Annotated in this window: 13 protein-coding genes; 4 read left to right on the top strand and 9 right to left on the bottom strand. The window is 64.5% G+C overall.

Going from position 1 to position 14,474, the window contains the following annotated elements:
* Positions 1–26 precede the first annotated feature (26 nt).
* Positions 27–719, bottom strand: a complete 693-nt coding sequence (locus tag C7G42_RS02630) for a DUF1345 domain-containing protein (RefSeq protein ID WP_106947523.1) — start codon at positions 717–719, stop codon at positions 27–29.
* 8 nt (positions 720–727) lie between these two features.
* Positions 728–1,651, bottom strand: a complete 924-nt coding sequence (locus C7G42_RS02635; RefSeq protein ID WP_106947524.1) for a polyprenyl synthetase family protein — start codon at positions 1,649–1,651, stop codon at positions 728–730.
* Positions 1,652–1,812: 161 nt separating this feature from the next.
* Between C7G42_RS02635 and mtgA the strand changes: the two genes are divergently transcribed.
* The 3 genes from mtgA (at position 1,813) to C7G42_RS02655 (ending at position 3,738) form a co-directional block, all read left to right on the top strand.
* A complete protein-coding gene (gene mtgA, locus C7G42_RS02640) occupies positions 1,813–2,487 on the top strand; it encodes a monofunctional biosynthetic peptidoglycan transglycosylase (RefSeq protein WP_106947525.1) in 675 nt (224 codons plus the stop codon).
* 270 nt (positions 2,488–2,757) lie between these two features.
* Entirely contained in the window at positions 2,758–2,940 is a 183-nt protein-coding gene (rpmF, locus tag C7G42_RS02650) for a 50S ribosomal protein L32 (protein WP_007598106.1), read from the top strand.
* A 144-nt stretch (positions 2,941–3,084) separates the two neighbouring features.
* Complete coding sequence (locus C7G42_RS02655) at positions 3,085–3,738, top strand: hypothetical protein (protein ID WP_199580609.1); 654 nt, start codon at positions 3,085–3,087, stop codon at positions 3,736–3,738.
* A 6-nt stretch (positions 3,739–3,744) separates the two neighbouring features.
* On the opposite strand, the gene C7G42_RS02660 is transcribed toward C7G42_RS02655, so the two are convergent.
* Positions 3,745–4,005 (bottom strand): hypothetical protein, encoded by a 261-nt coding sequence (locus tag C7G42_RS02660; RefSeq protein WP_199580776.1) that lies wholly within the window; start codon positions 4,003–4,005, stop codon positions 3,745–3,747.
* A 221-nt stretch (positions 4,006–4,226) separates the two neighbouring features.
* Here C7G42_RS02660 and C7G42_RS02665 point away from each other — a divergent pair, with 221 nt between their 5' ends.
* Entirely contained in the window at positions 4,227–5,921 is a 1,695-nt protein-coding gene (locus tag C7G42_RS02665) for a bifunctional diguanylate cyclase/phosphodiesterase (protein WP_199580610.1), read from the top strand.
* Positions 5,922–6,024: 103 nt separating this feature from the next.
* Here C7G42_RS02665 and C7G42_RS02670 read toward each other — a convergent pair whose 3' ends face one another.
* From C7G42_RS02670 to C7G42_RS02695, 6 genes are all read right to left on the bottom strand, one after another.
* The gene (locus C7G42_RS02670; RefSeq protein ID WP_106947530.1) at positions 6,025–7,533 is read right to left on the bottom strand and encodes a tripartite tricarboxylate transporter permease; all 1,509 of its coding nucleotides are present in this window, start codon (positions 7,531–7,533) and stop codon (positions 6,025–6,027) included.
* A 4-nt stretch (positions 7,534–7,537) separates the two neighbouring features.
* Positions 7,538–8,023, bottom strand: coding sequence for a tripartite tricarboxylate transporter TctB family protein (locus C7G42_RS02675; protein ID WP_106947531.1), 486 nt, complete (start codon positions 8,021–8,023; stop codon positions 7,538–7,540).
* A 151-nt stretch (positions 8,024–8,174) separates the two neighbouring features.
* Positions 8,175–9,152: a tripartite tricarboxylate transporter substrate binding protein gene (locus C7G42_RS02680; protein WP_106947532.1), complete on the bottom strand. Its 978-nt coding sequence runs from the start codon at positions 9,150–9,152 to the stop codon at positions 8,175–8,177.
* Positions 9,153–9,360: 208 nt separating this feature from the next.
* Positions 9,361–12,228 carry a PAS-domain containing protein gene (locus C7G42_RS02685; RefSeq protein ID WP_106947533.1) on the bottom strand — a complete coding sequence of 956 codons (2,868 nt, stop codon included), beginning with the start codon at positions 12,226–12,228 and terminating at the stop codon, positions 9,361–9,363.
* 243 nt (positions 12,229–12,471) lie between these two features.
* Complete coding sequence (locus tag C7G42_RS02690) at positions 12,472–13,347, bottom strand: GNAT family N-acetyltransferase (RefSeq protein ID WP_106947534.1); 876 nt, start codon at positions 13,345–13,347, stop codon at positions 12,472–12,474.
* Between the two features lie 116 nt (positions 13,348–13,463).
* The gene (locus tag C7G42_RS02695; RefSeq protein WP_106947535.1) at positions 13,464–14,444 is read right to left on the bottom strand and encodes an amino acid--[acyl-carrier-protein] ligase; all 981 of its coding nucleotides are present in this window, start codon (positions 14,442–14,444) and stop codon (positions 13,464–13,466) included.
* Positions 14,445–14,474 lie beyond the last annotated feature (30 nt).

The raw sequence follows: 14,474 nt of genomic DNA on the forward strand, positions 1-14,474 counted from the left end.
GTCGTCCCGGCAGTGCCGGGACGATGTCAGTTCGAGATGGCGCTCGCGGCAATGTTGACCGTCAGCGCCAGCAAGGCCGTGTTGTAGATGAACGACACGATCCCGTGCGCCGTGGCCGTGCGGCGGATCGTCCTGTCGGTGATGCCGACGTCGGAAACCTGCGCGGTCATGCCGATCACGAACGAGAAATAGACGAAGTCCCAGTAGTCGGCGTTGTCTACCTTGTCCCTGCTCGGGAACTGAAGGCCGCCCGGCTTGGCGCTCCGATAATAATCGTGCGCGTAGTGCAGCGCGAAGGTGGTGTGTACGCCGGCCCACGACAGCGCGATGGTGCTGATCGCGATTGTCAGCTCCAGCACGCCCCGATGCGGTGTGCCGAGCTCGGCGACGATCGCGGCGATGCTGGCGAAGGCGCCGGTCGCCGTTACCAGCAGGATCACGAAACGGCCGTCGTCCTGCATCGCGGCTGCGCGCTTGATGTGCTGGTGGTCGTTGCAAAGCATCATTGCGTAGACGAGCACGAGATAGACCGCGATCAGCGCATCCCACCCGAACAGGAGCCGTGTCACCAGCCGGTGCGAGCCAGGCAGCAGCAGGCAGACCAGGACCCCAGCCGCGAGCGCGATGAAGGTCCGCGGCCGTGCATAGATCAGCCGTACCGGCCGCGACATCTTGCGGAAGCGGGCGAGAACGGGATCTTCTTTGCCCTCGGCCGCCATCGGTATCGTCAGTTCTTCCGCTCGGCCACGAACCGCGCGGCGGCTTGCAGCACGGCGGCGCGCTCACCGAAGATCGCGACGGCGCTGTCGGCCCGCGCGAGCAGGTCGCGCACGCGCTGCTTGGCGCCTTCGATGCCGAGCTGGGTGACGAAAGTGGTCTTGCCGAGTGCCGCATCGGCGCCGGCGGGCTTGCCGAGCGCGGCTGCGTCGCCTTCGACGTCGAGCAAATCGTCGGCGATCTGGAAGGCTTCGCCGAGCGCGCGGCCGTAATCGTCGAGCGCCTGATATTCTTTCTGCGAGGCCTGGCCGAGGATCGCGCCTGCGATGCAGCCGTAACGCAAGAGCGCGCCGGTCTTCATCTGCTGAATGCGAGCGACATCGATCGGCTCGTTGCCGCCAAAGCGGCCTTCGCCGGCGAGATCGAGGATCTGGCCGCCGACCATGCCGCCGATGCCGGCGCAGCGCGCCAGCGCGCGCGTCAGCAGCAGCCGCACGTTGGCGTCGCGATGGATCTCGTCGCGGGTGACGATGTCGAAGGCGAGCGTCAACAGTCCGTCGCCGGCGAGGATCGCGGTCGCGTCATCGGTTTTCTTGTGCAGGGTCGGGCGGCCGCGGCGCAGGTCCGAATTGTCCATGGCAGGCAGATCGTCGTGGATCAGCGAATAGCAGTGGATGCATTCCAGCGCGGCGCCGACCAGCAGCGCGGCATCGCGCGGCACGCCGAACACGGCCGCGCTTTCGACCACCAGGAACGGCCGCAGACGCTTGCCGCCGTTCAGGCTGGAATAGCGCATTGCGTCCATCAGCCGCTTGGGCCGGGCGATCTCATCGTGCAGGATGTCGTCCGACAGCAGGTGGCCGAGCAGGGCCTCGGTATCATCAGCGGTCTTGTCCAGACGTTTGGCGAAATCGGACGGGGACGTGCCGGTCATCAAGAAGGGCTCCAGAACTAAAATTCGGCGGGACAATCCTTTATGCGCCCGCCCCAGTCAATCGTTTGGAAGGCCTAAAAAGTGCTGGAAAAGGCCCGAATTATCACAGACTTAATGGCAGGATCCGTGGCCGCTTCTGGTTCGGGGCCGGAAAGGTCGATTTGCGCATCGTCAAAATCCTGCTGGTAGCGCTCGCGGTCGTCTTTCTCGCGCCCTATGTGATCGCGCCGTTCTACCGCTTCGGCCATCCGGTTTCGACGCTGATGGCGTGGCGCTCGCTTCGCGGCGCGCCGATGCAGCGGGAATGGATCGACCTGGCGGCGATGTCGCCCGCACTTCCGCGATCGGTGATCGCAGCCGAGGACGCCCATTTCTGCAAGCATCACGGCATCGATTGGGGCGCGCTGCGCGAGGCGATCGACGATGCCCAGGAGGACGGTACGCCGTTCCGGGGCGCCTCCACGATCACCCAGCAAGTCGCGAAAAACCTATTCCTCTGGCAGGGCCGGGACTTCGTCCGCAAGGCGCTCGAATTCCCGCTGGCGCTCTGGATCGACCTCGTCCTGCCCAAGCCGCGGATCCTGGAGATCTACCTCAACATCGCCGAGTTCGGTCCGCGGGGCCAATTCGGCGTCGAGGCGGGCAGCGCCTATGCCTTTGGCAAATCGGCCGCCGGCCTTTCCCCGCGCGAGGCGGCCCTTCTGGCCTCGATCCTGCCGAATCCGGTCAAACGCAGTGCCAAAACCCCCGGCCCGGGCGTCCGGCGGCTGGCCGGGACCTATGTGGCGAGGGCGCAGGCCAGCTCGCTCGCGACGTGTTGGCAGGAAAATCGCTGATTTTGGGTCCTTTTCGGGCGCATTTTCCGGCCCAAGAGCCTGGAGCCTTTTCCGTTCCAATCGCATCGGAACGGGGCTCTAGATTCTTGTTTTGACGCGTTTTCTTGACGCGTACCGGTATCCACTTCGCTCGAAAACGCTCTAGCTTTGCGGCCAGCCTTCCTCTATAAGCGCGGCCTTGATCGGCATTCAGCTCGCCTCGGATTGCGGGTGCTGAGCCGTCCCTCGCGGACGATGCCCTGATAACACCAATCCCTAGAGGATGTAGAAATGGCTGTTCCGAGAAGAAAAACCTCGCCGTCGCGCCGTGGCATGCGCCGCTCGGCAGACGCCATCAAGAAGCCGACCTATGTGGAAGACAAGGACTCCGGCGAGCTCCGTCGTCCGCATCATCTCGACCTCAAGACCGGCATGTACAAGGGCCGGCAGGTCCTGAAGAAGAAAGAGTCCTGAGTTAAGGACCTTTTTCTCAGGCAGGATCATTTCGCCTGCCTGATTTCGGCCAACCCATGAGATATGACAGTGGCGGCGGCGGAGCTAATGCTTCGCCGCCGCATTGTCCTGTCTGGATATCTTGATCGAGAAGGCCTTTCGCCGATGGTCGGTTTCCCGCTGCTTCTGATTCCGCTCGCGGTCTACAACATCATCGCCTTCCTGATGCCGACCGTGTCCTTCACGGATGTGCTGTTCAAGGTGCCGATGGTGTCAGGCGAGGCCTGGCCGGTCACGCTCGCCGACGTGATGCTGGCGCTTGGTATCGTGCTGCTGCTGCTCGAAGTGGTTAAGGGCGCGCGGCCTGGTTCGAAATTCCTGATGGATCACCTGCTGTCGCTGATCCTGTTCGGCGCGGCCGCCGCCGAATTCGTGATGTGGCCCAAATTCGGCAACTCGACCTATTTCCTGCTGGTGCTGCTCGCGATGGCCGATTTCTTCGGCGGCATTGCCCAGCGCACGCGCCGCCGCGTCACCTATGTCGCCGAGACAACGGTGCCGACGCCGCGCAAGGCCAAACGCCAGGTGGAAGCTCCGGCGGTCGATGCCGTCGCCGAGCCCAAATTCGAGCCGGTGTCCGCGCCGATCTCAGCACCGGTGACGCCGCCCGGGTCCTCGGCACAGTCCGTCGCCGAATCCGTTTTGATGGATCCTCCCGCGCCGAAGCCGGTGCAGAGCGCGTCCTCGCCGGACGTCCCCTCGCCGCATTTGCAGCCGGGCGACGGCACGTCTCCGTCCCCCGACACACCGCCGCGCTGATCGATCTCAAACCACCTGCCGCGTGCGCGCGCTGACGCTTTGCAGCGGGCGCTTGCCGCCATAAGCCGTCTGCGCATCTTCGGAAGAGGCGCGGCGCAGCCGGTTCGCCTGGGGCAGATGTTCGGCATTGGCGATCAACTGGGCGACGAAGCTCGGATCGGGACGCGGCAACGGCGTCTTGTAAACACGTTGCAAAATCGGCAGGAGCGGCACCATGGCCGTGCCTGTGCCGTTCTCCGTCGCGTCCGTTCGATCCGTACTCAACATCGCGATCACCGTTGATCCGGCCGAGCCTGTCGCGTTTCGGGACGCTGGTGCCGGGTGCGTGTCAGTACTCGCAAGGCCTATGCCGGACGGCCCGGTTTGGTTCCCCGGCCCGCAGAAACGTGGTTTCCAAATTGTTTATCAACTTTGCCTAGGGTTGGCGACGAATCTGGCTTTATCCTGTGCCAACTCAGGACTTCCCGCTGTCCCGAAACGAGGCGATCTTGATCCCCGCATTACCGCAAGCCTCTGACATCCTGGCCGCCCTCGGCCAGGCCGTGTTCGCCTGGGACATCGGCAGCGATGCGATCGTCTGGGGCGACCAGGTCGCCAGCGTCTTTCCCGGCATTCCCGCCGAGCGGCTGGCGACGGGCGCCGAATTCGCCAAGCTGATCGAGCCCGCGCCATCGCTGCGCACTGCGGCGCTGACGCAAACCTATGCCGTGCATGGTGCCGACGGCACCCCCTACCGGGTCGAGTACGGCGTCCGCATGAGTGCCGCCGATCCCGTGATCTGGATCGAGGAGACCGGGCGCTGGTTCGCCGGCCCCGACGGCCGCCCGGTGCGTGCGATCGGCTCGGTCCGTATCAACAATGAGCGCCACGCCCGCGACGAGGAGCTGACCAAGCTGGCACGGCTCGATCCGCTGACCGGCGAGCTCAACCGTTCTCACCTGATTGCCGCGCTGGCCGAGGCGATCGAGGAGACCACCCGCTACCGCTCGACCGCGGCCTTCATGCTGGTCGGCATCGACCATCTCGCCCGCGTCAACGACGCCTTCGGCTTCGACGTTGCCGATGCCGTGATCCTCGACATCGCCAAGCGCATCCGCTCGCGCCTGCGTGGCGGCGACGTGCTCGGCCGCTTTTCCGGCAACAAGTTCGGCCTGATCCTGAAGAACTGCACCGTCGACGACATGAACGTCGCCGCTGAGCGTTTCCTTGCCGGCATCCGCGATGAGGTGGTGCCGACCAAATCCGGCCCGGTCTCGGTCACCGCCTCGATCGGCGCGGTCAGCGTGCCGCGCTATGCCCGCAACACCGACGAAGCCGTCAACCGCGCCCATGAGACGCTGGATGCCGCCAAGAGTCGCCGCGTCGGCTCTTTCGCGGCCTGGCGTCCGGATGCCACGCGCGACGCCCAGCGCCGCGTCAACATCCGCGTCACCGACGAGATCGTCACCGCGCTGAACGAACGCCGCATCAAGCTTGCCTATGAGCCGGTGGTGTCGGCCGTCTCGCGCGAGCGTGCGTTTCACGAATGCCTGGTGCGGATGGATCAGGGCGACGGTCAGGTGCTGCTCGCGCCCGACATCGTGCCAGTCGCCGAGCGGCTCGGCCTGATCCGCCTGGTCGATCACCGCGTGCTCGAGCTCGTGGTCGCCGAACTCGCCGCCGCGCCCGACATCAGCCTCAGTCTCAATATCTCGCCTGATACGACCATGGATCCGGACTGGTGGGCGGGGATCGAGTCGCTGATGCTGGCCCATCCCGGCGTCGCCGAGCGGCTGATCGTCGAAATCACCGAGACGGTCGCGATCCAGGACATCGACGATGTCCGCGGCTTCGTCACGCGGCTGAAGAATTTCGGCAGCCGCATCGCCATCGACGATTTCGGCGCGGGCTACACTTCGTTCCGAAACCTGCGCAAGCTCGGCGTCGATATCGTGAAGATCGACGGCGCGTTCGTGCAGAACATCACACATTCCGCCGACGACCGCGCCTTCGTGCAAACCCTGATCGATCTCGCCCGCCGCCTCGACATCAAGACGGTGGCGGAATGGGTGCAGGACGAAGAGGCCGCAGGCATGCTCCGGGACTGGGGTTGCGACTACATCCAGGGCCGCCTGATCGGGCTCGCATCTGGCGAGCGGCCTTGGAGCGCGCCGTCGGATAGCGCGCTGCCGGCGGCAAGCTGAAGTCTTGTAGGGTGGGCAAAGGCGCGTTTGCGCCGTGCCCACCATCTCTCTGAATGACGCGGCGCGAAAGGTGGGCACGCTACGCTTTGCCCACCCTACGAAGCTATGCCCCCTCATCCAGCGCCACCAGCTCGCGTTTCTTGCGCAGTGACGGCAGCAGCGGCGCGATCAGCAGCACCAGTGCGAAGATGAGGCACACCGCCGAGATCGGCCGCTGCACGAAGGTCCAGAGATCGCCCTGCGACAGGATCAGCGATTTGCGCAGATTGTTCTCCATCATCGGCCCCAGCACGAAGGCCAGCACCAGCGGCGCCGGCTCGTAGCCGAGCTTGCGCATGAAATAGCCGGCGATGCCGAACGCGATCATCACATAGACGTCGAACACGTTGTTGCTGGAGCAGTAGACGCCCAGGATCGTGAACAGGATGATCAGGGGGAACAGGATGTTGTAGGGCAGCTTGAGCAGCTGTACCCACATGCCGATCAGCGGCAGGTTCAGGACCAGCAGCATGACGTTGCCGATATACATGCTGGCGACGATGCCCCAGAACAGGCCCGGGTTCTGCGTGATCAGCAGCGGTCCCGGCTGCAGGCCGTGAATGACGAAGGCGCCGAGCAGTAGCGCCATCACCACATTCGGCGGGATGCCTAGCGTCATCAGCGGAATGAAGGCGCCGCCCGCCGCGGCGTTGTTCGCTGATTCCGGCCCGGCGACGCCTTCGATCGCACCATGGCCGAAGCGCTCCGGCGTCTTCGACAGCCGCTTTTCCAGCGCATAGGAGGCAAACGACGCCACCACCGCGCCGCCGCCCGGCAGGATGCCGAGGAAGAAGCCGAGGATGGTGCCGCGGCCGACAGGACCTGCGCTCGCCTTCCAGTCCTCCTTGGTGGGCAGCAGATGGGTGATCCTGGTGTTGATGATGTCGCGCTTGATCGCCTGCTCGGTGTTGAGCAGCACCTCGGCAACGCCGAACAGGCCCATCACCACGGGCACGAGCCCGATGCCGTCGATCAGCTCCATGCGGCCGAAGGTCAGGCGCGGCTGCGCCGTGATGCTGTCGAGCCCGATCAGCCCGAGCACGACACCGATGCACGCCATCAGCAGCGCCTTCGGCATCGAGCCCTGCGTCAGGAAAGTGAGGACCACGAGGCCGAGCACCATCAGGCTGAAATACTCGGCCGGGCCGAACGCGATGGCGACGCTGGCAAGCTTCGGCGCCACCAGCATCAAGGCGATCAGCGCGAACGTGCCGGCAATGAAGGAGCCGAAGGCGGAAATGCCGAGCGCGGGACCCGCGCGTCCCTGCTTCGCCATCTGGTGGCCGTCGATGCAGGTGACGACGGAAGCGGCCTCGCCGGGAATGTTGACCAGGATCGAGGTGGTCGAGCCGCCATACATCGAGCCGTAATAGATGCCGGCCATCATGATGATACCGGATTCCGGCGTCCCCGACAGCGTGACCGGCAGCAGCAGCGACATCGCCGAGATCGGCCCGATGCCCGGCAGCACGCCGACCAGCGTGCCGATAAAGACGCCGATGAAGCAATAGAGCAGGTTGACCGGCAGCAGCGCGACGCCGAACCCATGGGCGACATTGATAAGCGTATCCATAGGGTCAGCCGATCCCGAACAGGCCCGAGGGCAGCTGGATCAACAGCAGCCGCTTGAGCACCCACCACATGCCTGATGGCGCCAGCACTGCGATCGGAATCGCCAGCGTCCAGCGCACGGGATCGATCAGCCGCAACAGCAGCAACATCAACGGGATCGAGGACAGCAGGAAACCGAGCGGCTCCAGAGCAATGGAGAATGCCACGAGACAGCCAATCAGCAGGAGCGGCTTGCTCCAGCGCACATTCTCCCAGCGCGAGGCCAGCGTCGGCGCGCCGTCGGTGAGTGCCGAGACGATGATGGTGCCTGCGAACACGCACATCAGGATGCCCGTGTAGAACAGCACGTAGCCGGAGCCGGGATCGTTGATGGTGCCGAGCTTCAGCTTCACGCCGGACCAGATCACGAAGCCGCCGAGCGCGAGCCCGATCAGCCCGCCCCAGAGTTCGGAGTTGCTGAGGCGGAGTTTGACGTTGGTTTGATTGGTCATCGCGATCTCTCTCGTGCCCCCGACGCAGCAGCACGAATCGATGCGCTGCAGAGCCGGGGCCCATGAGTGTGGACGAAAAGATGGGTCCCGGCTCTGCGGTGCAACGCTGAAGAAGCGCTGCATCGCGTCCGGGACACGCAGGCGGCCTGATCTACTTCTTCGCCAGCCCGAGCGTTTCGATCACCTTGCGCTCTGACTCCGTGACCTCGACGACGAACTTCTTGTAGTCCTCTGTGTTCTTGTAGTTCGGCACCATGTCGTATTTGGCGAGCGTTGCCACGACGGCGGGGTCCTCGACCGCCTTCTTGAAAGCATCGTGCAACTTGGCGACGATCTTTGGATCCATGCCCTTCGGGCCGGCGATGCCGAACGGCGAGTCATAGACCATGGGATAGCCGAGCTCCTTCAGCGTCGGCACATCAGGGTAGTTCGGCGAGCGCGCGCCGGTCCAGACCATCAACAGGCGGAGCTTGCCGGCGTCGACCAGCGGCCGCCAGCCCGTGGAATCGGCCTGCAGCATGGTGTGCTGTCCCAGCACCGCAGCGTTGGTCTCCGCGCCACCCTTGAAGGGGACTTGCGTCAGCTTGATGCCGGCCATCCCGGCGATCTGCTCCATCCCGACGTGGAGCGAAGTGCCGGCACCTGGCGTGGCGTAGGTCACCTTGCCCGGGTTCGCCTTCGCGAATTCCACCACGTCCTTCCAGCTCTTGAACTGGGATTCCGCGCTGGTGGTCACACCGAAGGTGTAGCCGGTGAGATGGACGATGTAGGTGAAATCCTTCGCCGGATCCCACGACACCTCCTGCATCAAAGGCAGGCGGAACACGGTGATCGGAATCTGCGAGATGGTATAGCCGTCCGGCTTCGCGGCCGCCGCCATGGTGGCAGGTCCCACGGTGCCGCCGCCGCCGGCCTTGTTGTCGATCACGATCGGCTGCCCCAGCACCTTCGAGGCGCTGTCGGCGATGGCGCGCATCGAGATATCGGTCGATCCGCCGGCCGGCCACGGCACGATCAGCGTGATCGGCTTGCTGGGATAGTCCTGCGCGCTGGCGACCGTCGAGAGCGATGCGCCCATGACGGCATGCATCGTGGCAAATGCGATTGTCTTCAGCCCGTATCGCGGCATCGAAACTCCTCCCTCGCGGCGGCCTCTTTGCGGGCTGCCTTTTCTCGTTCTTGCGAGGCGATTGTTCCTGAAATCGAGCGAGAAGAAAAGCGCATTACGCGGATCACGGGCGCCGGGCGGTGCGGCAATCCCGGCAGAGGCGGCACATGCGACAATTCGTCGTTTGGTCGTGTGCCGAGAGGCGGAATTTGAGGGGAGCAGAAAGCCGCTACGCCACGCGCCGGACCGTACTCAGCGTCTCGATGGTGCGGCCAACTTCCGATGCGGGGCATGGCCTGCCGAAATAATAGCCCTGCACGGCGGTGCAGCCGCATTCGCGGACGAAGTCGAGTTGTTCCTTGGTCTCCACGCCCTCCGCGGTCGTCTCGACGCCGAGCACGGAGCCGAGGCTTGCGATGGTGCGGACGATGGCAACGCTCTCCGGGCTTTCGCCGAGCGTGCCGACGAAGGAGCGATCGATCTTGATGCGATCGAACGGAAACTTGCGCAGGTAACTCAGCGAGGAATAGCCGACGCCGAAATCGTCGAGGCTGACGCGTACTCCGAGTGCGCGCAGCTGGTGCAGGATCTCGACCGTCGCCTCGCTGTCGTCGAGCAGTGCCGTTTCGGTGACCTCGAGCTCGAGCCGCTCCGGCGGCAGGCCGGCTTCGGCAAGCGCGCTCGTGACCATTGCCACCAGCCCGCGCGACCGGAACTGCACCGGCGACAGGTTCACCGCGACGGTGAGGTCGGGCCATGACACGGCAGTCGCGCAGGCGGTGCGCAGCACCCATTCGCCGATCGGAACGATAAGGCCATCCTCTTCCGCGATTGGAATGAACTCGGCCGGCGAGACGAAGCCGCGCGAGGGATGTTTCCAGCGCAGCAACGCCTCGAACCCGGTGAGCTCGGACGAATCGAGCCGCACCTGCGGCTGGAACACCAGATGGAATTCGCCTGCTTCCAGCGCTCCGCGCAGATCGTGTTCCAGCGCGTGCCGGCGGCGCGCCTCTTCCTCCATTTCGGGCTCGAACAGCTGATAGGCGCCGCGCCCCTTGGCCTTGGCCTGGTACAGCGCGAGGTCAGCGCATTTCATCAACTCGTCGGCATCGAGCCCGTGGTCGGGTGCGATTGCGATGCCGACGGAGACGCCGACATGGATCGACTGATTTTCCAGCGGCGGCGGATGACCGATGACCTCGACCACCCTTCTGGCCAGCTGCTCCGCCGCTTGCGGCTGCGGTCCGCGCTGGAGCACGGCGAATTCGTCGCCGCCGAGGCGCGCGACGGTGTCGTGCTCACCGACATTCTCCTTCAGCCGCGCCGCGACCCAGCGCAGCAGCCGGTCGCCGGCGGCGTGGCCGAGGCGGTCGTTGACGGTCTTGAAATTGTCGAGGTCGAAGCACAGCACGGCCATCGCGCCGCCGGCGATCGCGACCTGGTTCAGTCCCTCGCTCATCTTCTCGCGGAACAGCGTGCGGTTGGGCAGGTCGGTCAACGAATCGTGCTGCGCCATGTGCGCGACGCGCGCCTGGGCCTTGTGACGCTCGGTGACGTCCTCGTAGGTGACGACCCAGCCGCCATGCTCCATCCGCTTGTGATTGAGCTTGATGATGCGGCCATCGCTCAAATGCCGGTGCAGCGTATGCTCGCCCTCGCGCAGCCGTTCGACATAGTCGGCATAGAGCCGCGCGGCTGTGGTGTTCTGATGGATGCCGAGCTCGCAGCTGTGCTCCATGATCTCGCGCATCGAGACGCCGGGCTTCACGATGTCAGGCGAAAGGCCGTACATCTCGATATAGCGGCGATTGCAGACGATCACGCGCAGGCTCGCATCGAGCATGCACAGGCCCTGGCTCATGTTGTTCAGCGCCGCGTCGAAGCGGAGATACTGTTCGCTCAGCTCCCCGATCGCATGTTCGCGCTCGGTGATATCCTCGTAGGTGGCGACGAAGCCGCCCTCGGCCAGTGCACAATAGCGCACCGAGATCACGGTGTCCTCCGCCATGTTCCTGCGCATCGGCGAGCAATCGCGGCTCGCGATCCGCGCGCGGGCGGCTTCGAGGATTTGCTGCGGGCTGTACTCCGAAGCAAACGCGCCGTTGGCCATCGAGCGCTCGATCAGCTCGGCGAGGTGGGTGCCGGGCCTGGTCTCCGCTGGTGACAGTCGGTAGATCCTGCGGTAGGTGGTGTTGCAGATGCGAAGGCGCATGTCGCTGTCGTAGAAGGCGAGCCCGTGCGCCATGTTCTCCAACGCGGCGTCGAGAATGAAATTCTGCTGCCTCAGCGTTTCCTCGTATTGCAGCCGCTCCGTGACGTCCTCGTGCACGGTGACCCAGCCGCCGTCGGGGAGGAAGCGGGAGACCGTCTGCACCATGCGTCCGTCGTAACGCATCACCAGCAGGGCTTTCGTCCTTCTGGTGCGCACGTCCTCCAATCTGGAGACGTGGAATTCGTCGGCAGGCATGCCCGGCAAATTGCCGCGCTCCACCCAATGGTCGAGCACCGCACGATGCGGGACGCCTGGTTTCACGACATCGGGATCGAGATTGTAGAGGCTCAGGAAACGATCGTTGCAGACGACGACGCGGCTGTCGGCGTCGTACATGATGAGGCCGTGCGACATGTTGGCGAGCGCGTGCTGGCTGCGCTCGGTCTGCACGCGCAATTCGGCTTCGAGCCGGGCAAGGCGGGTGACATCGTCGCAGATCGTCATCCAGCCGCCGCCGGGCAGCGGCTTCAGCTCGAGCGACATGACAAGGCCGCTTGCAAGCCGCTGCTCGGTGCGGAACGGCTTTCCGCCTGCGATCTGCGCGATCCGCGACGAATACAGCGTGTCGAGCTGATCCCGGGGAAAATTGCCGCGCACCGCACTATGCGCGAGCACCTCGCGGTAGCTCGTCCCCACCCGCACGATGTCGGCCGACATGTCGAACAGCGATAGATAGCGTTGGTTGACCAGCACGATCCGGTTGTCGGCATCGTAGACGCAGACACCCTGTTCCATGTGGTCGAGCGCAAGCTGGCTCAGCGCGACCAGGGCCTCCGGGCCTTGCTCGCGGCGTGCACCAAGCTCGTTGTCGCGGGTCGAAATCATGGGGTCGGCGGGTCTCGGCGGGCAATAGACTTAACGCAACCTAATTCAACCACCGAGTGTAGCGAAGAGGCCGGAAAATTCCCTTAAGCGCAGTAGTTTACGGAGGGTGACCGGCGATGGAGAGAGACCGCGCAAATGGCGAGCTGACAAAGCGGTAGGATGTAGCTCGGATGAGCGCAGCGATATCCGGAGCGGACATTCCCGCATGTCGCTGCGCTCATGCGGGCTACAGAGCCGGGTTGGCTAGGGGCCGTACAACACCAGTTCCGTATCGGTGAGATCGCCGAGTTGCGGCCGGTGCGGACCTTTGAAATATTTGCGCCCGCGCTGCTCGGTATAAATACCGACCAGGCCGGGAATCGGCCCGTTCGAATCGATCGTCACCGCGATCTTGCCGAGCCGCAGCAGCAGCCGGCCGATACGGCCTGCACAGAGGGCGTATTCAGCAGCACTGCGGCAATAGATCAGCTTCATCGCAGGGGGCGCGAGGAAGCCGCGGCGGATGCGCACCGGTTGCAGGATGAAGGGGAATGTTCCCTTCGGCGTTCGGCACACGAGGCTGAGGCAATTATAGCGCGCGTGCCGCGTCAGCAACTCGGTTTCGGCTTCGGACAGCCCCTCGATCGTCTTGGCGTGAGGCGAGATGACCTCGACCTCGCTCCAGCGCGGTGGACGCGCCAGGGCAGGCACCGAGAAGAATATGCCGCGGCAATAGGCACGAAAGCCCTGCGCTTCGATGATCGGCCAGGTCCACGTTGCCGGGCTGATGTTGAAATAAGTCACTTCCTTGTGCCGCTGCGCGATCTTGGTCAGCAGCGGGGCATAGTTGCGGTAGGCCGGATCGACATACCAGCTCGACAGATTGCACTGGATGTTGGTCTCTTCGCCGTTCTTCCGCGCCGTGTAAATCAGCAGCAGCACGCCGACTGGCGTGCCGTCACTTTCGAGCATGTAGCCGAAGCGGGGATAGCCCTCCGGGACGGACCGGAAGGCCTGCCGGCGCAGACCCTGAATCCAATAGTTCCGTGAGCGGCCGACGAAGCCGCGCGTCAGCAGGTCCGCGACCGCTTCGGCGTCGGCCTCGGTGATCTCGCGGCATCGCACCTTGGTGTGAATCACGCTCGTCTTACCCGTGGAAATGGCAGGCCTCGTTCGGTCTATTGTTTCAGCATGGTCTTTTCGGAAGGCCGCTTCGCACTTTTGCCGACGCCGGCCTTCGGATCCGGATCATGCCGCTAGCGCCAGCCTTCGACGTGGGCGTCGGCCGTGACCTGCGGCTGCAGGCCCACGATGTCCCGCACCTTGGCGGGCCAGGCGGAAAGGTCGGTGCCGTGAGTGTGGAACATGGCGACCGCCAGCCGGTCCATGCCGAAGGCGACGCAGCCGGTGTGGGCCGGCTCGCCATCGGCATCCTGGATTCCCCAGGTCGTGCCGAAATGCTCGCGGTGATAATTGAAGCTCATGCAGGCGGTCGGCTGCTCTTCCGAGCGCAGCGGAATGAGAAGTTCGAACTTGAGCTGCTGCTGTTTCTGGCTCACCGCCTTCATCTGGCCGACCCGGCCGAAGAAGGGATCGCTGGCATAGTCGACACGGAAGGCGAGGCCGAGATCGGTCGCGATTTTCTGCGCGCGCACCATCCAGCGGTCGCGGAAATCAGCAACGTCGTCGCCGGTGCCGATGCAGACATATTCGCGCATCCGGAACGATTGCAGACGGTCAAGATGCTTGGAAGGCTCGCGGCGGAAGCAGTCAGCGGCGACATCGAAGCGCAGGCCGCCTTTCGGCAGGGGTCCGCGGCTCGCCGCGATCGGATAGACCGGATAGCAAGCGGCGGGCGACAGCACGAGGTCGGCGGGGGACAGCGAGGTGGTCCAGTCGCCGCCGGCATCGAAGCGGCTCACCGCGGCGTTGATCTCGCGTTCGGTGCCGTGCAGGCCGCAGACACAGCCGAGCAGGTTCGGGAAGCTCTTGAGATAGCCGGATTTTTCCAGCTGGGCCCGGCTCATCACCGGCGGGAAGCGCATCACCTCGGTGCCGCTCTCGCGATGGCTGGTGATCAGCGCGGCGAGCTTCTCGACGACGCCTTCATAGAGTGCGGTGCGGGCGTAGACGCCGTCGGCGCCCATGCGGTGGAACAGCTTGTCGGCGAGATGATCGAGCGGATCGATCATTTGCGGCGCGGTCGCGGGCGAGTCGGAGAGAATGGCAATATTCATGGCGCGAGATCCTGCTATTTCGAATTTGTT

This window comes from Bradyrhizobium sp. MOS003, from assembly GCF_003020125.1.
GTDB lineage: Bacteria > Pseudomonadota > Alphaproteobacteria > Rhizobiales > Xanthobacteraceae > Bradyrhizobium.